This is a genomic window from Streptococcus infantis, from assembly GCF_019929575.1.
Lineage (GTDB): Bacteria > Bacillota > Bacilli > Lactobacillales > Streptococcaceae > Streptococcus > Streptococcus infantis_L.
Map to the genome: position 1 here is coordinate 68373 of NZ_JAHZPU010000002.1, position 22239 is coordinate 90611.

General features: G+C 38.0%; 19 protein-coding genes and 1 pseudogene. 9 read left to right on the forward strand and 11 right to left on the reverse strand.

The window, feature by feature from the left end; all coding sequences use genetic code 11:
- Nucleotides 1-282: 282 nt before the first annotated feature.
- The 5 genes from pcrA to glmU form a co-directional block, all read right to left on the reverse strand.
- Nucleotides 283-2571: a DNA helicase PcrA gene (gene pcrA / locus K1I67_RS01495; RefSeq protein WP_223338498.1), complete on the reverse strand. Its 2289-nt coding sequence runs from the start codon at nucleotides 2569-2571 to the stop codon at nucleotides 283-285.
- A 140-nt stretch (nucleotides 2572-2711) separates the two neighbouring features.
- Nucleotides 2712-3407: a 5'-methylthioadenosine/adenosylhomocysteine nucleosidase gene (locus tag K1I67_RS01500; protein ID WP_223338499.1), complete on the reverse strand. Its 696-nt coding sequence runs from the start codon at nucleotides 3405-3407 to the stop codon at nucleotides 2712-2714.
- 10 nt (nucleotides 3408-3417) lie between these two features.
- Complete coding sequence (gene macP / locus K1I67_RS01505; RefSeq protein ID WP_000517859.1) at nucleotides 3418-3729, reverse strand: cell wall synthase accessory phosphoprotein MacP; 312 nt, start codon at nucleotides 3727-3729, stop codon at nucleotides 3418-3420.
- On the reverse strand, nucleotides 3722-4285 hold the full coding sequence (locus tag K1I67_RS01510; protein WP_223338500.1) for an NUDIX hydrolase: 564 nt from the start codon (nucleotides 4283-4285) through the stop codon (nucleotides 3722-3724). Before K1I67_RS01510 ends, macP begins: the two co-directional genes overlap by 8 nt.
- 9 nt (nucleotides 4286-4294) lie before the next feature.
- Complete coding sequence (gene glmU / locus K1I67_RS01515) at nucleotides 4295-5674, reverse strand: bifunctional UDP-N-acetylglucosamine diphosphorylase/glucosamine-1-phosphate N-acetyltransferase GlmU (protein ID WP_223338501.1); 1380 nt, start codon at nucleotides 5672-5674, stop codon at nucleotides 4295-4297.
- 156 nt (nucleotides 5675-5830) lie between these two features.
- Between glmU and K1I67_RS01520 the strand changes: the two genes are divergently transcribed.
- The 5 genes from K1I67_RS01520 (at nucleotide 5831) to lysS (ending at nucleotide 10316) form a co-directional block, all read left to right on the forward strand.
- A complete protein-coding gene (locus tag K1I67_RS01520) occupies nucleotides 5831-6631 on the forward strand; it encodes a glycoside hydrolase family 25 protein (protein WP_223338502.1) in 801 nt (266 codons plus the stop codon).
- 109 nt (nucleotides 6632-6740) lie between these two features.
- Nucleotides 6741-7583, forward strand: a complete 843-nt coding sequence (locus K1I67_RS01525; protein ID WP_045763897.1) for a DUF368 domain-containing protein — start codon at nucleotides 6741-6743, stop codon at nucleotides 7581-7583.
- On the forward strand, nucleotides 7583-8068 hold the full coding sequence (locus K1I67_RS01530; RefSeq protein ID WP_223338503.1) for an aminoacyl-tRNA deacylase: 486 nt from the start codon (nucleotides 7583-7585) through the stop codon (nucleotides 8066-8068). Before K1I67_RS01525 ends, K1I67_RS01530 begins: the two co-directional genes overlap by 1 nt.
- Nucleotides 8065-8691: a histidine phosphatase family protein gene (locus K1I67_RS01535; RefSeq protein WP_223338504.1), complete on the forward strand. Its 627-nt coding sequence runs from the start codon at nucleotides 8065-8067 to the stop codon at nucleotides 8689-8691. Before K1I67_RS01530 ends, K1I67_RS01535 begins: the two co-directional genes overlap by 4 nt.
- A 134-nt stretch (nucleotides 8692-8825) precedes the next feature.
- Nucleotides 8826-10316, forward strand: coding sequence for a lysine--tRNA ligase (gene lysS / locus K1I67_RS01540; protein WP_070460390.1), 1491 nt, complete (start codon nucleotides 8826-8828; stop codon nucleotides 10314-10316).
- 226 nt (nucleotides 10317-10542) lie between these two features.
- Here lysS and K1I67_RS01545 read toward each other — a convergent pair whose 3' ends face one another.
- From K1I67_RS01545 to K1I67_RS01555, 3 genes are read right to left on the reverse strand one after another with little or no spacing between them, the layout of a single operon-like run.
- A complete protein-coding gene (locus K1I67_RS01545; RefSeq protein ID WP_223338546.1) occupies nucleotides 10543-12759 on the reverse strand; it encodes a DEAD/DEAH box helicase in 2217 nt (738 codons plus the stop codon).
- On the reverse strand, nucleotides 12693-13079 hold the full coding sequence (locus tag K1I67_RS01550) for a hypothetical protein (RefSeq protein ID WP_223338505.1): 387 nt from the start codon (nucleotides 13077-13079) through the stop codon (nucleotides 12693-12695). Before K1I67_RS01550 ends, K1I67_RS01545 begins: the two co-directional genes overlap by 67 nt.
- Complete coding sequence (locus K1I67_RS01555; RefSeq protein WP_223338506.1) at nucleotides 13079-14929, reverse strand: site-specific DNA-methyltransferase; 1851 nt, start codon at nucleotides 14927-14929, stop codon at nucleotides 13079-13081. The genes K1I67_RS01550 and K1I67_RS01555 overlap by 1 nt, the downstream gene beginning before the upstream one ends.
- 324 nt (nucleotides 14930-15253) lie before the next feature.
- On the opposite strand from K1I67_RS01555, the pseudogene K1I67_RS01560 reads away from it, so the two are divergent.
- Nucleotides 15254-15756, forward strand: a pseudogene (locus K1I67_RS01560) (transposase).
- Nucleotides 15757-16003: 247 nt separating this feature from the next.
- Here K1I67_RS01560 and K1I67_RS01565 read toward each other — a convergent pair.
- Nucleotides 16004-17674, reverse strand: a complete 1671-nt coding sequence (locus K1I67_RS01565; RefSeq protein ID WP_223338507.1) for a formate--tetrahydrofolate ligase — start codon at nucleotides 17672-17674, stop codon at nucleotides 16004-16006.
- Between the two features lie 234 nt (nucleotides 17675-17908).
- Between K1I67_RS01565 and K1I67_RS01570 the strand changes: the two genes are divergently transcribed.
- Genes K1I67_RS01570 through K1I67_RS01580 form a run of 3 tightly spaced genes read left to right on the forward strand, consistent with a single transcriptional unit; the run spans nucleotide 17909 to nucleotide 19708 of the window.
- Nucleotides 17909-18595: a phosphopantothenate--cysteine ligase gene (locus K1I67_RS01570; RefSeq protein ID WP_223338508.1), complete on the forward strand. Its 687-nt coding sequence runs from the start codon at nucleotides 17909-17911 to the stop codon at nucleotides 18593-18595.
- A 14-nt stretch (nucleotides 18596-18609) separates the two neighbouring features.
- Nucleotides 18610-19161: a phosphopantothenoylcysteine decarboxylase gene (gene coaC, locus K1I67_RS01575; protein WP_223338509.1), complete on the forward strand. Its 552-nt coding sequence runs from the start codon at nucleotides 18610-18612 to the stop codon at nucleotides 19159-19161.
- Nucleotides 19145-19708, forward strand: a complete 564-nt coding sequence (locus K1I67_RS01580) for an ECF transporter S component (protein ID WP_049496359.1) — start codon at nucleotides 19145-19147, stop codon at nucleotides 19706-19708. Before coaC ends, K1I67_RS01580 begins: the two co-directional genes overlap by 17 nt.
- 34 nt (nucleotides 19709-19742) lie before the next feature.
- On the opposite strand, the gene udk is transcribed toward K1I67_RS01580, so the two are convergent.
- Together udk and ptsP are read right to left on the reverse strand one after the other, a co-directional pair.
- Complete coding sequence (udk, locus tag K1I67_RS01585) at nucleotides 19743-20381, reverse strand: uridine kinase (protein ID WP_004253618.1); 639 nt, start codon at nucleotides 20379-20381, stop codon at nucleotides 19743-19745.
- 120 nt (nucleotides 20382-20501) lie between these two features.
- Nucleotides 20502-22235, reverse strand: coding sequence for a phosphoenolpyruvate--protein phosphotransferase (ptsP, locus tag K1I67_RS01590; RefSeq protein ID WP_223338510.1), 1734 nt, complete (start codon nucleotides 22233-22235; stop codon nucleotides 20502-20504).
- Nucleotides 22236-22239 lie beyond the last annotated feature (4 nt).

The following is a 22239-nucleotide window of genomic DNA, read 5'->3' on the forward strand; positions in this document are numbered from 1 at the left end:
TACACTATTTTTTAAAATCATGTAAGCAAAATACTTTTTTGTTAAGAAAATGTAAACTATCACAATCTTGTGATAAGAGGAACAGAAAAAATGGCGGTGGGACAGAAATCGATAGACAAAGTCTCGATTTCGTAGTCCCAGCCCCGCGAGGATGATTAGGAGCTTTTTGGAGTCTAAAAGACGAACAAAAAGTTCAATCAGCTACCGCGTCAAAGTTTGATTGCTAATAAAAATTGAGGTCGAGATCTTTGGTCCCAACCTCATCTTATTCGTTTAGAAAACTTACTTCTTCTCAATCGGTGCTACACTGGCTAGGAGTTTTTTGAGGCCGACTTCTGGGAAATTGATTTTCAATTCCTGAGTAGATCCACTTCCTGAAACTTCTAGAACAGTTCCTTCGCCCCACTTCTTATGAAGGGCAATATCACCAATAGACCAGCTAGTTTCACTGGAAGACGATTTGCTATTAGACGCAAATTGTCCAAAAGGTAGTCCTTTTGATTCAATTGATCTTGGAGCTGCGTTGCGTTTACGATCTTGTAGAGCTTGAGCTAGGCTCATGCCTTGACCAAAGGCGACACCTCCACTACTATAGGATGCTTTAAAGCTACTATTAGCAGGACGCGCCAAACCTTGATAAGTTAACAAATCTGAACTAATCTCATTGATAAAGCGTGTTGGGCGATTATAGTTCGTTCGACCAAACAGCAAGCGTGAGTTAGCATTAGTCAGATATAGAATTTTCTCTGCGCGCGTGATACCGACATAGGCTAGACGGCGTTCCTCTTCTAGTTCATCCATGTCTTCTGCTGCACGACTAAGTGGAAAGACATTTTCTTCCATCCCAATCAAGAATACAACTGGAAACTCGAGTCCCTTGGCCGCATGGAGCGTCATCAAGGTTACTTCTGATGTTTCCTGACTGCCAGAGTCTGTATCTGCAATTAAGGCCAAATCGTTCAAGAAGCGACTGAGCTTATCCAAGCCAGTTTCTTCTTCTTGATTATCTGGATTATCATCGAAATTCTTGGTAACAGAAAGGAACTCCTCGATATTTTCGACACGAGCCTTACTTTCTAAGGTTGCTTGAGCATTGAGAATATCCACGTAGCCTGTTTTTTCCAAGACTGCTTCCACTAACTCAGTAATGCTTAATTGATCCAGTTGCTCCCGCAAATCAAGAATCATATTGGCAAAATCCCAGATTGACTGGGCTGCCTTACCTTTAATCCCTGATAACATGATGTTAGCTGAAGCATCAAGCATCGACATGTTTTGTAGGTTGGCAAAGTCACGGATTTTCTCTACTGTTCCTGGTCCAATGCCACGTTTTGGTTCATTGATAATCCGCTCAAAACTGATATTATCACTCAAATTGGCAATGAGATTCAGATATGCAATAACGTCACGGATTTCCTTACGGCTATAGAACTTTGTTCCACCAACCATAGTATAAGGAATATTAGACTTGAGCAAAGCTTCTTCAATGGTACGAGACTGGGCATTGGTACGGTAAAGAACCGCAAAATCCTTGTGGAAGAAGTTTTGGCTTCGACCAAGTTCATCAATGGTCTTGGCTACAAAGACAGCCTCGTCTTGTTCATCATTAGCACGATAGTAGACAATCTGTTCCCCATCAGTATTTTGAGTCCAGAGATTCTTAGGACGACGATTTTTATTGTTTTTGATAACGTCATTAGCAGCTTGGAGGATGGTCTTGGTTGAGCGGTAATTTTCCTCCAACAAAACTACCTTGGCTTGAGGATAATCCTTCTCAAAGTCCAAGATATTCTGCATATCAGCACCACGCCAACCATAGATAGACTGGTCAGCATCCCCTACTACGCAGATATTTTGGAAACGAGAAGCCAAGAGTTTAACGAGTTGATACTGGGCATGGTTGGTATCTTGGTACTCGTCAACATGGATGTACTGGAACTTCTGTTGGTAATAAGTCAAAACATCGGGATTTTGATCAAAAAGACGCAAGGTCAACATAATCAAGTCATCAAAGTCCACCGACTCTGACTGACGAAGTTCTTTCTGATAGGCCGTATAACACTTTGCTACAATTTGCGTGTACATATCTCCTGCCTGAGCAGCATAAGCAACATCGTCAATCAGATCATTCTTAGCATTGGAAATGGTTCCCAAAATAGTGCGTTCATTCCATTTTTTAGGATCCAAGTTTAACTGCTTGAGGATGCGTTTCATGAGCGTTCGCTGCTCTCCTGGATCCACAATCGTGAAATTGCGATTATAGCCAATATGATCCGCATCGCGACGTAGGATACGGACGCACATAGAGTGGAAGGTCGCAATCAAACAATCCTGAGTAGCTGGATTGAGTCCATAAGCACGCTCCTTCATTTCACGCGCCGCTTTATTGGTAAATGTAATGGCCAAGATATTCCATGGGTTGACCATCTTTTCATCAATTAAGTAGGCAATACGGTGGGTTAAAACACGAGTCTTACCAGATCCCGCCCCCGCCATGATCAGCAAGGGTCCTTCTGTGGTTTGAACGGCCTCGGCTTGACGGTCATTCATCCCCTTTAATAATTCGTTCATTTTCTCTTCCTTATTCTTCAAGTCAATGTTTCTATTATATCAAAAAAGTTTGAAAATAACTTTTCTTAGGAGCCTTCTGATTACTTTAGGAGATTAGACAAGAAAAGAACACTGGATGAGTGTTCTTCGTAATTCTTCTATTAATCCTCTATAGACTCTAAAAGCGTCATTAGGGCTTGGGCAGAACGACGTCCTGCTTCTACGATAAATTCATCAAAGGAAACGGATGCTTCATGGTTTGCATTGTCACTCATGGCACGAACGACTAAGAAAGGAAGGTTCAAAGCATGAGCTGCTTGAGCAATAGCTGCTCCTTCCATCTCTACAGCAAGAACTTGAGGGAAATGTTCTTTAATGGCCTTGATTTTATCTTCTCCAGCAACAAAACTGTCTCCTGTCGCAATCAAACCTAAATGCCAAGTCTGGTCCAGTTTAGACAAACTCTCTTGAATCAAACTGATAAACTTTTTGTCTGATTCAAAATAGAGAGGCTGTTGAGCCATTTGTCCGTATTCATAACCAAAAGCAGTCACATCAACATCGTGGTAGGTAAGCTTATCTGCAATCACTACATCCCCTACTGCGATTCCACTTGCCACTGCACCAGCAGAACCAGTATTAATCACTGCATCGACTTGAAAGTGATCCGCTAAGATAGCGACACTCATCGCAGACATGACTTTACCAATACCACTCTCTACAAGTACAAGCTCAACAGAACCAATCTTACCAGTATGATAGCTATTTCCCAGAACCTTTTCTTCACTGGCTTCGTCCAAGTGTTGAATCAAGTAAACTAGCTCTTCTGGCATAGCTGCAATAATTCCAATTTTCATGATAGACTCCTTAAATAAATCTCATTGCTAAAATTAACAAAATCAAGAGAAAAATAACTGCAAAAAGAATCTTGTTTAATTTAGAATTAAAGACATTTCTCTTAGTATTTTCAATCCGACGACTTTTGTGAATAGAAGGTTCAACTTCGATGGTCAGTGTATCCTGGCTAAAACCATGATCTTTGGTTCGCGAATAGCCAAAATTTTGAGAAGAAGTCGGTAAAATCTTAGTTTCCTCATCATCTAGCAAGGGAGGACCTGAGATGTCCTCTCCTCGATTGGCACGTTCAATCATTTCATCTGTTAATAAAGGTTTACCCATGGGTTCCTCCACTATTTTTTTGTAATTCCCAGTACTGAATAGCCATGATAGTCTTGGCATCACAAATATCACCTGACTGGATCAGTTCTTTAGCTTGGTCAAGACTGACTTCAAGCAACTCTAAAGTCTCATCTTCATCCTGAGGACGAGGATTTTCAACTTTTGTCAAATCACTTGCCAAGTAAAGTTTTAAGCGCTCGTTACAAAATCCAATCGCAGAGTAAAAATCATAGAGAAGGCTTAATTTACCAGTATAGGCTGCTTCTTCTTCTAATTCACGAAGTGCTGCAACTTCTGGATCTGCATTCTCCCCGATTTCAAGTTTACCTGCAGGAATTTCATAAGAAACTTTTTCAATCGCCTTGCGATATTGTTTAACAAGGACAATCTTATTTTCTGGAGTGACTGCAAGGACACAAACTGCTCCATTGTGAAAAATCAAATCACGTTGCGCTCTACCTTTGCCAGAAGGGAGTTCAACCTGGTCTTGAACCAATTGGAAGATCGGTCCTTTATAGATTTCTTTACGACTTATAGTCTTTTCTTCGAATTCCATCGTTAGCTCCTATTTATTGTTAGGATGATGAGGGAGGCGAGTTGCATATTCATCCTTATTGACTTGACGACCTCGTCCAATAGCAATGGCATCAGCTGGGACATCTTTAGTAATGGTTGAACCTGCTCCAACAAGAGAGTTATCTCCAAGTTCTACTGGAGCAATGATAGTTGAATTAGATCCAACGAAAACATTGTTTCCAATGGTCGTTTTAAATTTGTGTTGACCATCGTAATTTACAGTGATCGTTCCTGCACCGAAGTTGACATCACTACCAACCTCACAGTTACCAATATAAGTTAAATGACCAGCTTTTGTATTTTCACCGATGCTTGAACCTTTGACTTCAACAAAGTTTCCAATGTGCACATCTTTTGCAAGGCTTGATCCTGGACGGATATGAGCATAAGGACCAACTGTAACGCCATCAGCAACTGAGCTTTCCTCAATCATTGAATTGGTAATCACTGCCCCTGAACCGATACTACTATCAACGATATAAGTTCCGTTGGTCAAAACAGTTCCTGCACCAATCTTACTAGAACCTTTGAGGGTTACATTTGCTTCGATTTGAACTTCTGGAGCGATCTCAACATCAATGTCAATGTAAGTAGCTTCAGGATTCACAAAACTAACCCCATTGACCATATGCGCTTGGTTAATACGGCGACGCATAATGCCTTCAGCTGTCGCAAGGGCAACACGGTCATTAACTCCGAGACTTTCATCAAAGTCTTTTAGAGTATAAGCACCAACTTTTTCCCCTGCTTCACGGAAAATGCCGATGACATCAGTGATGTAGTATTCGCCTTGAGCATTATTGGTATTGATATTCTTAAGTGCTTCAAAGAGACGAGCATTATCAAAGACATAGGTCCCTGTATTGATCTCCTTGATTTGTTTTTCAAAATCAGTCGCATCTTTCTGCTCCACGATACGAAGCACTTCAGCATTCTCGTTACGAACAATACGACCATAACCAAACGGATCTTCAGCTTCTGCAGTAAGAATTGTAGCTACGTTCTTGTGATTAACGTGGAAATCAATCAAGTTCTTTAGACTTTCACCGGTAATTAGTGGTGTATCACCAGCAATAACCAATGTTTGTCCGGAAAGTCCTTCAAGAATTGGCTCAGCCATCATAACCGCATGACCAGTTCCTAATTGCTCAGACTGTCTTACAAAATCAGTTTGACCAGCTAAAACTTGTTCAACTAGCTCTGCCTTATGTCCTACAACCGTTACTGTTTTTTCAGGATTGATGGCCCCTACACTACGAAAAACATGCTCAAGCATTGAAATTCCTGCAACCTTGTGCATGACTTTTGGTAGATCTGATTTCATACGAGTACCTTTACCCGCTGCTAAAATAACTGCATAATTTGCCATATTTTTCTCTTTTCTATAGAAATTCCCTTATATTATATCATAAATTTGCTTTTTCAAACACAAAAGAGGGCAAATGCTTTAAAACATCGCTTTCTCTAGATGATTTCGAGTATTTTTTTTTGATTTTTTTCACCATTTACGATACACTATAAAAGTATGAGAAAGAAAATAAATCCTGTTTTTATTTTTACTGTATTAGCTACTCTCGTGGGTATTTTAATCATCAATAGACCCAAGTTCGAAGACCATCCAGTCAAAACAAAGCAAAATCCAGTTCAAGTAGAAACTCAAGCTTTACATAATATCAACAAGCCGATTATTGATGTTTCTGGCTGGCAAAGACCATCAGAGATCAATTATGACACCTTAACTCAAAATATTTCAGGTGCAATCGTTCGGGTTCATAGTGGAGCTCAAGCTTCTGTTGAAAACGATGCTTCATTTAAAAATGGGGTTGATAAGGCTTATAAAGAACATATCACAGAATTTCAAAAACGAAATGTTCCAGTCGCTGTTTATGCCTATGTAGCTGGAAAAAATGTCGAAGAAATGGAAAAAGCTGCTGAAGCCTTTTATAACGCTGCTTCCCCTTACAACCCGAGCTACTATTGGTTGGATGTTGAAGAAAAGACTATGTCTGACATGAACCAAGGTGTTGAGGCCTTTCGTGCTAAATTAGCTTCACTGGGTGCAAAAAATATCGGTATCTATGTTGGTGTTTACTTTATGGAGGAACATAGTATCAGCGTTGATAATTACTCAGTAATCTGGATACCTTCCTATGGAACTAACTCAGGTTACTATGAGAATGCTCCAAAAACAGATCTTAGCTATGACCTTCACCAATACACTTCACATGGAAATCTTGGCGGATTTGAACATCACCTCGATTTGAACCTTATTTCTTCATCAAAGAACAAGGAAGAAACCTTTAGAAAATTGTTTTTAAATCCTTAATCACTATCACAATAAGCAAGTCAGACATTGCTTTCTGCTTGCTTTTCTTTATTTTTCAGTATTAAATCACTGTTTTATCTTTATAGAATATGAATCTCGGAGGACCTCTATGTTATCATGGTTATCAAAAATTATTAAGGGAATTGTAATTGCCCTAGGTTTCATTCTACCAGGGATTTCTGGTGGCGTTCTTGCCGCTATCTTGGGAATTTATGAGAGAATGATTCGTTTTCTTGCTCATCCTTTTAAAAATTTAAAAGAAGATGTGCTCTTTTTCCTTCCTGTCGGTATTGGGATGTTATTGGGCATCGGACTTTTCTCTTATCCAATTGAGTATCTTTTAGAAAATTATCAAGTTTATGTATTGTGGAGTTTTGCTGGAGCTATCATTGGTACCATCCCAAGTCTTGTCAAAGAATCAACTCGTGATTCTGATAGAGATAAGGTTGACCACATATGGTTTTGGGCAACCTTCATCATCTCAGGTCTTGCCCTCTACGCCTTGAATTTTGTAGTTGGTTCTCTATCTGCAAGCTTCCTTAACTTTACACTGGCTGGTTGTTTGTTGGCGCTTGGAATTTTGGTTCCAGGGCTTAGTCCTTCTAATCTTCTCTTGATTCTCGGCCTTTATGGCCCTATGTTAACAGGGTTCAAGACTTTTGATTTGTTAGGAACCTTCTTACCAATTGGGATTGGACTTCTTATCACTCTGATTATCTTTTCAAAATTCATGGACTACGCTCTTCGCCTATATCACTCACGTGTGTATCATTTTATCATTGGAATTGTACTATCAAGTACACTTTTGATCCTTATTCCAAACGCTGGCAATGCTGAAAGTATCAGTTACAGTGGTTTGTCACTAGTTTCATATGTACTGATTGCTTTCTTCTTCGCACTAGGGATTTGGTTGGGAATCTGGATGAGTCAATTGGAGGATAAGTATAAATAATGGCAAAAAAAGTAAAAGTCAAGAAAACCTTGGTCCAACAAATTTTAACCAAGGCAGGAATAAACCATACAGGTATTCAAATTAATGCCCTGGAAGGTGAGATGCCTCAAGGTTATGAAAAGAATCAGATTTTTAAGACTCTAGCACTTCTGGGAGATAAGACTGGACCCATTATCGGCATCCTTCCTATCACTGAACATCTTTCTGAAAAGAAACTGGCTAAGATTTCTGGTAATAAGAAAGTCAGCATGATTCCACAAAAAGACCTAGAAAAAACAACAGGCTATATCCACGGTGCCAATAATCCAGTTGGGATTCGTCAAAAACATAACTATCCTATCTTTATCGATCAAACTGCTATTAAACTAGAGGAAATGATTGTTTCCGCAGGGGAAGTAGGTCATAGTATCATTATCAACCCTCAAGATCTAGCAACCTTTGTTAAAGCTGAATTTGCAGATATCTTGGAGGCAAGTAACACATGAAATTCTATTTTATTCGTCACGGTAAAACACTTTGGAATCTTGAGGGACGTTTTCAAGGAGCAAGTGGTGACTCTCCACTCCTTGAGGAATCCATTGAGACCTTAAAAAAACTAGGCCAGTATCTCCAAGAAACTCCATTTGATGTGATTTATTCTAGTGATCTTCCTCGGGCTAAAACTTCTGCTCAAATTATCCAAAGTCAACTGAAAGATAGCTGTCCTTTAGTAGAAATAGCCTCTCTAAGAGAGTGGCAACTCGGGAAACTTGAAGGAGCAAAATTTGCAACCTTAGAAGCCATCTATCCCGAGCAATTAAAAGCTTTTCGAACCAATCTAGCTAAGTTTGATTCAACTTTGTTTGGTGCAGAGTCTGTCTGTCAAACAACTCAGCGTACCACTCAATTTATCAAATCATTAGAGTCCAAACCTTTTGAACATGTCATGATTGTTGGTCACGGAGCCAATCTTACAGCCAGTATTCGAACTCTTCTAGGATATGATACTCCGCTACTTAGAAAAGATGGGGGTCTAGCAAATGCTAGTGTTACTATTCTGGAAACCCAAGACTTTACAAACTTCAACCTATTAGTATGGAACGACACTTCTTATCAAGATAATAACTGAACTTAACAATCACTGTTAAGTTCTTTTTAGATTTTGTAGAATATCCGTGAATTTATTTGACTTTTATGATAAAATGGGAGTATCGCAAAAAAGACTCATCGTATCAAGAATTGAGTAAAAACTAGGAGGAAAAAATGTCAACAGAACATATGGAAGAACTAAATGACCAGCAGATCGTTCGCCGTGAAAAAATGGCTGCGCTCCGCGAACAAGGAATCGATCCATTCGGTAAACGATTTGAACGCACTGCTAACTCACAAGAATTAAAAGATAAATATGCTGACCTCGATAAGGAACAACTACATGAATTGAACGAGACTGCTACTATCGCTGGACGTTTGGTAACAAAGCGCGGTAAAGGTAAGGTTGGATTTGCCCACCTTCAAGACCGCGAAGGTCAAATCCAAATCTACGTTCGTAAAGATGCAGTCGGTGAAGAAAACTACGAAATCTTTAAAAAAGCTGACTTAGGAGACTTCCTTGGTGTCGAAGGTGAAATTATGCGTACAGATATGGGAGAACTCTCTATCAAGGCTACACATATCACTCACTTGTCCAAAGCCCTTCGTCCGCTTCCAGAGAAATTTCACGGTTTAACAGACGTTGAAACTATTTACCGTAAACGTTACCTTGATTTGATTTCAAACCGTGAAAGCTTTGAACGCTTTGTTACTCGCTCAAAAATCATCTCTGAAATCCGTCGTTACCTTGACCAAAAAGGCTTCCTTGAAGTGGAAACACCTGTTCTTCATAACGAAGCTGGTGGTGCTGCTGCTCGTCCTTTTATCACTCACCACAATGCACAAAACATTGATATGGTGCTTCGTATCGCGACTGAGCTTCACTTGAAACGTCTTATCGTCGGTGGTATGGAACGTGTTTATGAGATTGGCCGTATCTTCCGTAACGAAGGAATGGACGCTACCCACAACCCTGAGTTCACTTCTATCGAAGTTTACCAAGCTTATGCAGACTTCCAAGACATTATGGACTTAACTGAAGGCATTATCCAACACGCTGCTAAATCAGTCAAAGGCGACGGCCCAGTCAACTATCAAGGAACTGAAATCAAGATTAACGAACCATTTAAACGTGTACACATGGTTGACGCTATCAAAGAAATTACAGGTGTTGATTTCTGGCAAGATATGACCTTCGAAGAAGCTAAAGCTATCGCTGCTGAGAAGAAAGTTCCAGTTGAGAAACACTATACTGAAGTCGGTCACATTATCAATGCTTTCTTTGAAGAATTTGTAGAAGAAACATTGATTCAACCAACTTTTGTCTATGGTCACCCAGTAGCTGTATCACCACTTGCTAAGAAGAACCCTGAAGACGAACGCTTTACTGACCGTTTTGAACTCTTCATCATGACTAAAGAATACGGAAATGCCTTTACTGAGTTGAATGATCCAATCGATCAGCTTAGCCGATTTGAAGCTCAAGCAAAAGCCAAAGAACTTGGTGACGACGAAGCAACAGGCATTGACTACGACTACATCGAAGCCCTTGAATACGGTATGCCGCCAACAGGTGGTTTGGGAATCGGTATTGACCGTCTCTGCATGCTACTCACTGATACTACTACTATCCGTGATGTACTTCTTTTCCCAACGATGAAGTAAGACAGCTCAAAAACGTTGTTATATCAAGGTTTTATGAGTGTGAATGGCAAAACTTACCAAAAATTTACCACATCTTATACAAATAGTTGTAAAAACTTGTAATGACTTACAGCTTCTCTTGGACTATTCTAAGGGAAGTTTTTTAGTTTCTGGGCAGCAAAAAATGACAGCAGATTTTCTACTGTCATTTATGTGTTTCCGAAAAAGATAGATTTTTAGTAAAAAATTATTTAGAGTCAGCTAATTTAACATCTAATTGACTCTTGAAATTCATTATATCTTTCTCAGAGAGTTTCTTAAAGAATATATCAAAATCTTTAGGTGTCAAAAATGTAAATTTATATCTAGTCAAATTACCTTCTGATTCATGCTTTTCATTTATAAAATTAAAATGTTTAATCGCTGCTTTGTTTTTCCCAATATTCTCTGAATCTGGTTCAGAAATTTGTGAATTATCTTTAATTTCTACAGCAATAATATTATCACCTTGTTTAATAAACCAGTCTGGATTAAATTGTCCATTCTTATGGTGGGTACCTTTTTGCCAAGAATAGTCAATACTGTAAAAACTCATGTCATCGGATTTTATGAACGAATCAATACTTTTGATAACTTCTTCATCAGTAGTGAGCTTAGTTAAAAATTCTTTCTCAGGATTACCTGTTGTTACAATCCCAAATTGAGGAGTTTTAAAATTGTATTTATTCTCAATTTTCTTCGTTTTATATCCATTTGATGTGTCTGTTAGTTCTCGGAAAGTATCTAAACTAGCTTTATCAGATGAAAGACTAGATTCCAAATCTGAGCCGTAAAAAAGAACTTTATTCATTCTAAATCCACTTATTTCAGAAGTATTTTTAGGTAAGTTAACAGTTGAAACGGTAAAATATTCTTGCGGCTCAATGTCGTAACTAACTACTTTTGAACCATCCCTAAAAATAACATTCATAGACGACAAAAATTTATTCTTAAGACTTTTTGTAATATGAGTATTTCCACTTTTTTTCAACGATTCTTCAATCATGGCTTTTATTTTTGAAACTGACCATAAGTTCTGATATTCCTGTGCATACTCACTGTCTTCCAAATCCTCGAATCGGCTATACAAAATATTCGCCATTTCTTTTACTGTAATCTGCTCATGCTCGTAAGTTGTTTGGAAGTTTCTATCTGATTTTGTCTTAATATCTGTCAGGGTAATAGTACTCTTCCCAAATTTATCATCTGTTGGTAAATTAACACCATTTTCCCATAAATTATATGTACCCATTTTAGGATAATCTTTAGTGTCAGTTTTTGAAGAATATTTTACATTCGTCAAACTGAAATTATAATTTGATTCTTTATTAACAGACAAAGTGATTCGCTGTCTAATCTCCAGAACCTCATTTACAAGTGCCTCTACATTGGCAGACCATTTTTCATGGTTAAAAACTGTCACTGTCGGGGCACCCCACTTGCTAGTATCCCACCCCTCTGGAACACGCAAACCTCTTCCAAGAACTTGAGCAATCAAAAGTTTTGAGTTAAATGCTCTTTCGTCATCTGGAACAATCTGAAATACACGCTTAACATCCCAACCTTCAGTAAGCATTGAAACACTAAAAATAAATTCCACTGGATTACCTTTTTCATTAACTTTAGACAGTTTCATTCTATCAATAGCTGCTTTCTGTCCACTATGAACTGAAAGAACTATGTCATTAACTTCTGCATCAGTCAGCTTTCTTTGTGTTTGTAAAAATTTTTTAAAAGCTTTCGCTTTACTATCAGCAAGATTCTGTTTGGACGTCACAATAATTGTAATGGGCTTAATACCAAGTTCTTCAGGAACTTGCGATGCAATTTGGTTATGAGAATTCAAAATTACTTGCCATCTCTCGTCCTTATCTTTTGGAATATCTTCTTTTGAAATGTATTCTATATCCTTAACAAACCCCTGTTCTATTGCATCACGAAGAGAGAAACGATAGATAACATTTGAAAAGTAGTCATTCCCACTTTTATTCTTTCCTTTATAGGCTGTTCCTGTTACGCCAATAACATATTTGAAATTGATATTATTACTACTTTCATCTTCAATAAAGCTTCTCCACTCATTCGATTCAGAATAATAAACATGGTGAACTTCATCATTCAATATAAGTGTATTTTCGCCATTTCCCTTTAAACTATCAACTATAGAATTTCTAGTTGCTTGAGCTTTATAAATAGCATTTCGATTTTCAACAGCAATGGAATTTTCCACAAGTGTACTATCGCCATTTAAAATTTGAGGTGGTACAAAATTATCTCCTAGAGTTTTAAGAAGTTGTAAATTTCCTAGAAGGTCTTTAAATTTTTGAGTCAGCTCATTTTCAATGGTTACGCTAGGAACTAATACCAGAACTCGAGAAACTTTTTTGTGGCAAGCATAACAAGCGCTATCGCAAACATAACATATGACTTCCCTGTTCCTGTAGCTAAATCTAAGGTTGCTGACAGCTTGTCAGATAAATCTAAATCATCTTGCATCAAATTAAAATCATTGTTCCATCTTGCTCTTATGACTTGATTCTTTTCAAAATTTTCTTTTGCTAATGCTGTTATATCTTTATATTCACCAGAGTTGAGAAAACGTAAAGCAGTTTCAGCTGCTTCTTTCTGATAGTTTCTTTTTCCAAATAGCATATCAAAGAAATTTTGAAAAAATCCTTCGTCCCAAACTACAGGGTTTACGTTTTTACTAACTTCTAGGACTAAATCACTATCTTTATATTCCATTATGCCATTTCTCCCCTCGTTGTTACAAACTCATTTCCAAATTTATCTACAAATATAAACATCGCTTGACCATCAATTTGACTTTCATCAAATATTATAGATTGATTTTCATCAAAATCTTTGCGATAGTATACTTTATCCATATTGAAAGCCTGGTTATCGTATGATAAATCAACTAAAAGCATTGAAAAGGCCTCAAATCCACTAACGTTTTCTTTTCCCTTTAGTCTGGAGAATGACTCAAATTTATTTATTCTTAATTCTTCCCCAGTTATTTCAAAATCAACTTTTGGTTTTCGCATAAAATCAAATCCATATGCATCAACAACCGCATTAACTGATTCGGTATCATTTGCTTGTAATGTGCCTTTGAAATTTTCTGTAAACTTTTGATACATTGAGTATGGGACACGTAAAATATTAAAAATAGTACTCCATTCACCATCGTTATCATATTCATCAACAGCAAAAGTGAATTTCCCTTGTGGAGCAATAATGAATATCTCACTAGGGGAAGCTGAGCCTAAACGAGAATAAATCTGCTCCAAAGTATCTTCTGAAATTTTAGCTCCCAATTCATTTAATTCATTAGGGGAATAAACCTTAACCAGTGATCCATCCCTCATCCCGTCAAACGATAATCCTTTAATTAATTGATAGGAAGGTTGGACATTGTATAAAGCCATAGCAAACTGTTTCCATTGAGTACTATCGAAAGCATTTAATTTTTCATTATCATAAAGACCTGCATCATAAACCGCAAAAGTATTGTGGTTTTCATTACTCAGTATTCTTTTTTGAATAGTGTAAATAGATAATTTCCCTGCATCCACGGTAATCCATTTTCTTCCTAGCCTTTCTGCTACTGCAGCTGTTGTTCCTGAACCTCCAAAGCAATCTAATACAATATCCCCTTCGTTAGAAGAAACTTTAATTACTCGCTCTAAAAGTTTTTCTGGTTTTTGAGTAGGGTAATTTACTTCTCTTCTTTCTTTAGCCATTGGATTTATCAAAGGAATGTCCAGCCAAGTATCATCCACTGCTTTATCTGTTTGCTCATAATATATTAAATTCCCATCTTCATCACGTTGTTGAACCGCTTTCTTTAATTTGGAATCCCACACCCTAGCAGTCTGTTGCCTCTTTTGTTCTACTGGAATTCTAATTTTATTAAATATTGGATTTTTATTTTTCGTATACAAATATAATGTGTCATGATTCAATGGAAATCCAGTTGTTTTACCAGCAAATTTATTATAGTGCCAGACGATCTCATTTCTAAAATTTCCCTCACCAAAAATCTCATCCATCAAGACTTTAACGTAATGTGCCTTGTGCCAATCCAAGTGTACGTAAATAGATCCGTCATCAGCTAACACTTCTCGTAGCAGGATAAGACGTTTTCTAAGCCATTCTAAAAATTCTGCACCAGCTAATTTATCAGAATAAGCTTTAGAATCTTTATTCGAAAAATCTTGTTTTGTCGCAAACGGTGGATCAATATAAACCAAGCGAACGCCGTCAGTACCATCCGCATTTTTCAGTTCACCTCTACGCTTCATCTCTACAAGAGTTTTTAAGACTTGTAAATTATCGCCGAAAATAATTTTATTTAACCAATCACTTTCAGTAGATTCACCAAATCTTCGATTTTCTTGCAAAGGCACGGCAAAAGTTTGACTGATAATAGATTGTTCACCTTCTTTGCCGTAGTAGGTTAATTCATATTCTTTTCGTGCGGGGGGAAAGAGTACACGTGCAAACTCCGTAGAGACCTCATTGCCGTTCATGACTTCTTCCTGTGCCTGAGCTAATAGTTCGAGAAGTTCTTTTTGTCTGTTATTATCCATATTTATCCTCATAAAGAGAGACTTTTAGGATTCCATTGTTATAAATATAACAATGGAGGCTAGCCTCGCTTCTTATTAAAAATTTATACCTTTATTTTACCATATTTATTGTCAAACTCTTTAAAATACTTAAACTTCCTCACCTGAAAATCATTACTATGGATATGTTTAGCCCTTACTATGACTTAGCTAAACAGCTTCGCTTTCGGATTTCTAGGCTCAGGCTGAAACAGTCTCCCAGACTGTTTCACTCGCGAATGCTAAGATCGTTTCCATATTGTCCAACACTTAAGCCGGGCTATGAGTCGTATGCGTGTTCAAATCATGAATCAGTTTGATCGAAAATCTCATGAATACAAGGCTATTAAACGTTACTGGAAGCTCATACAACAGGATAGTCGTAAACTCAGCGATAAACGTTTTTATCGCCCTACTTTTCGTATTCACCTAACCAATAAAGAAATTCTAGACAAGCTTTTGAGCTATTCAGAAGACTTGAAACTCCACTATAATCTTTATCAACTCTTTCTTTTCACTTTCAGAATAAGGAGTCGAAGAAATTCTTCGGACTCATTGAGGACAATCTCAAGCAGGTTCATCCTCTTTTTCAGACTGTCTTTAAAACCTTTCTAAAGGATAAAGACAAGATTGTCAACGCTCTTCAATTATCCTATTCTAACGCCAAATTGGAAGCGACCAATAATCTCATCAAACTTATCAAACGAAATGCCTTTGTTTTTCGGAACTTTGAAAACTTCAAAAAACGGATTTTTATCGCTCTGAATATAAAAATGGAGAGGACATCAATCATCCTCTCCAGATCTTAGCTATTCTTCAACCCACTACAGTTGACAAAGAGCTGATTTTTTCTGTCTAATTTTTGGGGTGCAGTTCAACAAAAGTCCTAGCCTCTCAATTGTCTTTGGATTATCAAGCAAGACGCAGTGGTTGAGTGGACTCTACTATGCTGATTTCATCAGCTTTTACAGCCCTACTCAACTGTGCGGAGGTGGGACGACCAAATCGAATTCTAACGAATTACCGATTTCTGTCCCACTCTCTTTTGTTGTTCAATTAGAATAATCCAAGAACAGTTCCATCACTTTCAACATCCATATTGAGAGCCGCTGGTCGTTTTGGAAGACCTGGCATGGTCATAACATCACCTGTTAGGGCAACGATAAAACCTGCACCCAATTTTGGTACCAATTCACGAATGGTAATTTCAAAGTTCTCAGGTGCTCCAAGAGCATTTGGATTATCTGAAAAACTGTACTGAGTTTTAGCCATACAGATTGGCAATTTGTCCCAACCATTCTGAACAATTTGAGCGATTTGAGTTTGAGCTTTCTTCTCGAAGTTTACTTTGCTTCCACGATAGATTTCAGTAACAATCTTTTCGATTTTTTCTTGAACAGAAAGGTCGTTGTCATAGAGACGTGTGTAGTTTGCCGGGTTTTCGTCGATTGTTTTTACGAGAGTTTCAGCTAGAGAAACTCCTCCTTCAGCTCCATCAGCCCATACGCTAGCTAATTCGACCGGTACATCGATTGAAGCACATAGTTCTTTCAAGGCTGCAATTTCCGCTTCTGTATCAGATACAAATTCGTTAATAGCAACTACTGCAGGAATACCGAACTTACGAATATTTTCAACGTGGCGTTTCAAGTTTGCAAATCCAGCACGTACTGCTTCCACATTTTCCTCTGTCAGAGCATCTTTAGCAACTCCACCATTCATTTTAAGGGCACGAAGAGTCGCCACAATGACTACTGCACTTGGAGCTGTTGGCAAGTTAGGTGTCTTGATATCCAGGAACTTCTCTGCACCAAGGTCTGCACCAAAGCCAGCTTCTGTTACAGTATAATCAGCTAAACGAAGAGCTGTTTTTGTCGCCAAAACAGAGTTACAACCATGGGCAATATTGGCAAATGGGCCACCGTGTACGAATGCAGGTGTACCATAGATTGTTTGAACCAAGTTGGGTTTAATAGCATCTTTCAAAATCAATGCCAAGGCACCCTCAACCTGTAAATCACCAACTGAAACTGGTGTGCGGTCATAACGGTAGCCGATGACGATATTAGCCAAACGACGTTTCAAATCTTCAATATCAGTTGCCAAACAAAGGATAGCCATGATCTCTGAAGCAACTGTGATATCAAAACCATCTTCACGTGGAATACCATTAAGTGGACCACCAAGACCAACAGTTACGTGACGAAGAGCACGGTCATTCAAGTCAACAACACGTTTCCAGAGGATACGACGTTGATCGATTCCTAGATCATTTCCTTGGTGCAAATGATTGTCAATCAAGGCAGAGAGAGCATTGTTGGCAGTTGTAATAGCGTGCATATCTCCGGTAAAGTGAAGGTTGATGTCTTCCATTGGTAACACTTGGGCATAACCACCCCCAGCAGCTCCACCTTTAATACCCATAACAGGGCCAAGTGAAGGTTCGCGGATTGCAATCATAGTTTTCTTACCAATATTGTTCAAAGCATCAGCAAGACCAATTGTAATGGTTGATTTTCCTTCACCTGCTGGCGTTGGGTTGATAGCTGTAACAAGAATCAACTTACCAACTGGATTGGTTTCAACTTCACGAATTTTATCAAAGCTTAGTTTAGCCTTGTACTTTCCATACAACTCCAAATCATCGTATGAAATACCGAGTTTCTCAACAACATCAACGATCGGTTTTAACTCAATACTCTGTGCAATTTCAATATCTGTTTTCATAAAAAAACTCCTCTAGCCTCTAATGTGTTAATTCATTATATCATAAAACAAGATTTTTAACAGTCATTATGATTAGTAACGTTCGTAAATATCGCTAAATAACAGACTTTCTTTATCTCTATTTAATTTTTTATATGCCTTTATAGATTTTAACTATGGATTAACATCCTATTTTCGGCCCTTGTTACATCGCTTTCATTTTACTTAATGCTCATTTTTTTGTACAATAGTTCTATGAAAATTTTAGTTACTTCTGGTGGTACAAGTGAAAAAATTGATAGTGTTCGTTCTATTACCAATCACTCTTCCGGTAAACTTGGAAAAATTATCACCGAGACTCTTCTAAAGGCTGGCCATGAAGTTTGTTTGATTACCACTCTTCAGGCAGTTAAGCCAGTTAGTCATCCAAACTTGACAATCATCGAAATTAAAAATACAGCTGATTTGCTGCAAGTCATGAAAGATAAGGTTACGGATTACCAAGTCTTAATCCATTCTATGGCAGTATCAGATTACACGCCTGTCTATATGGCTGGTTTTAATGAGGTTGAAGCTAGTAAAGATTTAACAGAGTTTTTAGATAAGAAAAATCAGGAAACAAAGATCTCATCTAAGGAAGACGTTCAGGTGCTTTTTCTTAAGAAAAATCCTAAGATCATATCTCTTGTTAAAGAATGGAATCCTAAAATTCACCTGATTGGATTTAAATTACTGGTTGATGTCAGCCAAGAACATCTGATTCAAATTGCTCGGGAAAGTCTTGAAAAGAACCAAGCTGATTTAATTGTCGCAAACGACCTTACTCAGATTAGTAGCGAGCAACATAAGGCTTACTTAGTTGAAAAAAATTCTTTCCAAATTGCTATGAGTAAACATGAAATTGCTGATTCACTCCTCGAGAAAATCAAAAGTTATGACTAAAAGAAAGGAATTTTATGGCCCGTATTACACTCGCTATTACAGGATCTATTGCTGCATACAAGACAGTTGACCTAGTTAGTTCTTTAAAAAAACAGGGGCATTCTGTTACTGTTCTTATGACTCAGTCAGCAACAGAATTCATTCAGCCATTAACTTTACAAGTACTATCTCAAAATACTGTACATCTCGATGTCATGCACGAACCTTTTCCAGATCAAGTGAATCACATTCAAATAGGAAAAGAAACAGATTTATTTATCGTAGTTCCTGCGACAGCCAATACAATCGCTAAATTAGCTCACGGTTTTGCTGACAATATGGTGACTGCTACTGCTCTTGCTTTGCCACACTTTGTACCCAAACTATTGGCTCCAGCTATGAACACAAAGATGTATGACCATCCTGCGACCCAAGCTAATCTTAAAACTTTAGAAGATTATGGTTATACTATTATTTCTCCCAAAGATTCTCTACTGGCCTGTGGGGATACAGGTCGTGGTGCTCTCGCTGATCTCAAAACTATTTTACAAGAAATAAAGGATAAAATTCATGAACAAACGCTCTAATATTGCTCCAATCGCTATCTTTTTTGCTATTATGATTGTTATTCATTTACTAAGCTCAATTTTATTTAATGTACTTCCCTTTCCAATCAAACCAACTATCGTTCACATTCCAGTAATTATTGCAAGTATTATCTACGGACCAAGAATCGGTGCAACTTTAGGTTTTCTGATGGGAATGCTTAGCTTAACGGTTAATACTCTCACTATCCTGCCAACAAGCTATCTCTTCTCACCATTTGTACCAAATGGTAACTTCTATTCAGTTGTGATCGCAATTGTTCCTCGTATCTTAATCGGTTTGACACCTTATTTCGTCTATAAACTACTAAAGGGTCGAGCTGGACTCATCTTTGCAGGTGCACTTGGCTCACTCACGAATACAGTTTTTGTCTTAGGTGGTATCTTCTTTCTCTTTGGTAATGTTTTTGATGGAAATATTCAAAAACTATTAGCGACTGTTATCTCAACAAATTCAATCGCAGAATTAATTATCTCAGCCCTCTTAACTCTCGTCATTGTTCCGAGACTTGAAAAAATTAAACAATAAAAACTGTATCAATAGATACAGTTTTTTATTTCTATTACTGAGCTAAACGAGCTTCTTCTAAAATCTTCTCAATCTTTGTTGTCAGTAAATCAATAGCTACAGTATTGGTTACACCTTCAGGTATCACAATATCAGCATAACGCTTTGTTGGCTCGATAAACTGATGATACATAGGTTTTACGACGCCAAGATACTGATCAATGACGCTATCCAAACTACGACCACGTTCTTCCATATCGCGTTTAATACGACGGATGATACGAACATCATCATCAGTGTCCACAAAAATCTTGATATCCATTAAATCACGAAGACGTTTGTCTTCTAAAACCAAAATTCCTTCTACAATAAAGACGTCTTGAGGTTCTTGACGATAGGTTTTCGAACTTCTTGTATGGGCAGCATAATCATAGGTAGGAATATCAACAGGACGTCCTGCCAACAATTCTTTGATTTGCGCAATCATCAAGTCAGTATCAAAAGCAAAAGGATGATCATAGTTTGTTTTGATACGCTCCTCAAAAGTTAAATGAGATTGATCTTTATAGTAGGAATCATGCTCAATCATGGCAATTTTTTCATTTGGGAAATGGGATAAGATTGCTTTAGAAACACTGGTTTTTCCTCCACCAGATCCCCCTGTTACTCCGATAATGATTGGTCTGTTTTGCATAGTTGCCTCCGTATTTTTCCTTTGTCTATTTTACCATATTTTTAGAAAATTTTACAGGATGACTTTTCAAATTAGAGTAGAAAAAACCTTGTAGTTTAGTTCTACAAGGTTTTAATGTTTTTAATCAAAGTTAACGTATTCTTTAGAAAGTTCAAGAACTTCTTCCATTGTTGAACATTCAGTAAGAGCACGGTTAGCGTATTCTTGCATCTTAGCTGTGTCAAGTTTCTTCATCAAGCTACGTGTACGAAGAACAGATGTAGCTGACATAGAGAACTCATCCAAGCCCATTCCGACAAGAAGTGGAACAGCTGTTTGGTCCCCAGCCATCTCACCACACATACCAGCCCATTTACCTTCAGCGTGAGCTGCTTTGATAACATTGTTGATCAAGCGAAGGATTGATGGATTGTATGGTTGGTAAAGGTATGAAACTTGTTCGTTCATACGGTCAGCAGCCATTGTATATTGGATCAAGTCGTTTGTACCGATTGAGAAGAAATCAACTTCTTTGGCAAATTGGTCTGCAAGCATAGCTGCAGCAGGAATTTCAATCATGATACCAACTTGGATATCATCTGCAACTGCGACACCTTCAGCAACCAATTTTGCTTTTTCTTCTTCAAGAATAGCTTTAGCAGTACGGAACTCTTTCAACAAAGCAACCATTGGGAACATGATACGCAATTTACCGTGAACAGATGCACGAAGCAATGCACGCAATTGTGTACGGAACATTTGGTTACCAGTTTCAGAGATTGAGATACGTAAAGCACGGTAGCCCAAGAATGGGTTCATTTCTTTAGGAAGATCGAAGTAAGGAAGTTCTTTATCCCCACCGATATCCATTGTACGAACGACAACAGGTTTACCGTTCATACCTTCAAGAACTGCTTTGTAAGCTTCGTATTGGTCGTCTTCTGTTGGGAAATCTTGAGAATCCATGTACAAGAATTCTGTACGATAAAGACCAACAGCTTCAGCACCATTTTCGTTCACACCTTCAACGTCTTTAGGTGTACCGATATTAGCTGCCAACTCAAAGTGTTTACCATCAGCAGTAACAGTTTTAGCATCTTTCAAAAGAGCCCATTCAGCTTTTTGTTTAGCGTAAGCTTCACCAGCTGCTTTGAATTCTGCAATTTGTTCTTCACTTGGGTTGATAACCACTTCACCTGAAATACCTGAAACAGCCAAAATATCACCATCTTTTACAAGTTCAGTGATGTTGTTTGTACCCAATACAGCTGCAATTTCAAGTGTACGAGCCATGATAGCTGAGTGACTTGTACGTCCACCAATGTTTGTTACAAAAGCTTTTACAAAGTTTTTGTCCAATTGAGCAGTGTCAGACGGAGTCAAGTCATGTGCAATCACGATTACTTCTTCATTGATTGAAGCTGGGTTTGGCAATTTCTTACCAAGAAGATTTGCCAAAACACGTTTGGTAACGTCGCGAATATCCGCTGCACGTTCCTGCATGTATGGGTTGTCTTCCATACCTTCAAAGATCGTGATGAACATGTCTGTAACTTCTTTCAGACCTGCTTCTGCATTTACTTTCTTAGCACGAATTGTTTCTTTAATCTGACCGATCAATTCAGGGTCAGCAAGAACCATCAAGTGAGCGTCAAATACTTGCGCCGCTTCTTCACCAAGCGTACCTACAGCCTTCTCGCGGATAAGAGAAAGCTCGTTTTGAGAAGCTTCAAGAGCAACATCCAAACGAGCCTCTTCTGCATTTGTATCTTCGACTGTAATAGTCTCGAATGATAAATCCGGTTGAACGAGTAGATATGCTTTAGCAACTGCAACACCATCAGATGCTGCGATTCCTTTAAGCATTTCTGTCATATCC

What these genes read in the sequence shown, in the direction of transcription:
- pcrA (WP_223338498.1), bottom strand. Translation starts at nt 2,571, where the DNA reads ATGAACGAATTATTAAAGGGGATGAATGACCGTCAAGCCGAGGCCGTT.
- K1I67_RS01500 (WP_223338499.1), bottom strand. Translation starts at nt 3,407, where the DNA reads ATGAAAATTGGAATTATTGCAGCTATGCCAGAAGAGCTAGTTTACTTG.
- macP (WP_000517859.1), bottom strand. Translation starts at nt 3,729, where the DNA reads ATGGGTAAACCTTTATTAACAGATGAAATGATTGAACGTGCCAATCGA.
- K1I67_RS01510 (WP_223338500.1), bottom strand. Translation starts at nt 4,285, where the DNA reads ATGGAATTCGAAGAAAAGACTATAAGTCGTAAAGAAATCTATAAAGGA.
- glmU (WP_223338501.1), bottom strand. Translation starts at nt 5,674, where the DNA reads ATGGCAAATTATGCAGTTATTTTAGCAGCGGGTAAAGGTACTCGTATG.
- K1I67_RS01520 (WP_223338502.1), top strand. Translation starts at nt 5,831, where the DNA reads ATGAGAAAGAAAATAAATCCTGTTTTTATTTTTACTGTATTAGCTACT.
- K1I67_RS01525 (WP_045763897.1), top strand. Translation starts at nt 6,741, where the DNA reads ATGTTATCATGGTTATCAAAAATTATTAAGGGAATTGTAATTGCCCTA.
- K1I67_RS01530 (WP_223338503.1), top strand. Translation starts at nt 7,583, where the DNA reads ATGGCAAAAAAAGTAAAAGTCAAGAAAACCTTGGTCCAACAAATTTTA.
- K1I67_RS01535 (WP_223338504.1), top strand. Translation starts at nt 8,065, where the DNA reads ATGAAATTCTATTTTATTCGTCACGGTAAAACACTTTGGAATCTTGAG.
- lysS (WP_070460390.1), top strand. Translation starts at nt 8,826, where the DNA reads ATGTCAACAGAACATATGGAAGAACTAAATGACCAGCAGATCGTTCGC.
- K1I67_RS01550 (WP_223338505.1), bottom strand. Translation starts at nt 13,079, where the DNA reads ATGGAATATAAAGATAGTGATTTAGTCCTAGAAGTTAGTAAAAACGTA.
- K1I67_RS01555 (WP_223338506.1), bottom strand. Translation starts at nt 14,929, where the DNA reads ATGGATAATAACAGACAAAAAGAACTTCTCGAACTATTAGCTCAGGCA.
- K1I67_RS01565 (WP_223338507.1), bottom strand. Translation starts at nt 17,674, where the DNA reads ATGAAAACAGATATTGAAATTGCACAGAGTATTGAGTTAAAACCGATC.
- K1I67_RS01570 (WP_223338508.1), top strand. Translation starts at nt 17,909, where the DNA reads ATGAAAATTTTAGTTACTTCTGGTGGTACAAGTGAAAAAATTGATAGT.
- coaC (WP_223338509.1), top strand. Translation starts at nt 18,610, where the DNA reads ATGGCCCGTATTACACTCGCTATTACAGGATCTATTGCTGCATACAAG.
- K1I67_RS01580 (WP_049496359.1), top strand. Translation starts at nt 19,145, where the DNA reads ATGAACAAACGCTCTAATATTGCTCCAATCGCTATCTTTTTTGCTATT.
- udk (WP_004253618.1), bottom strand. Translation starts at nt 20,381, where the DNA reads ATGCAAAACAGACCAATCATTATCGGAGTAACAGGGGGATCTGGTGGA.
- ptsP (WP_223338510.1), bottom strand. Translation starts at nt 22,235, where the DNA reads ATGACAGAAATGCTTAAAGGAATCGCAGCATCTGATGGTGTTGCAGTT.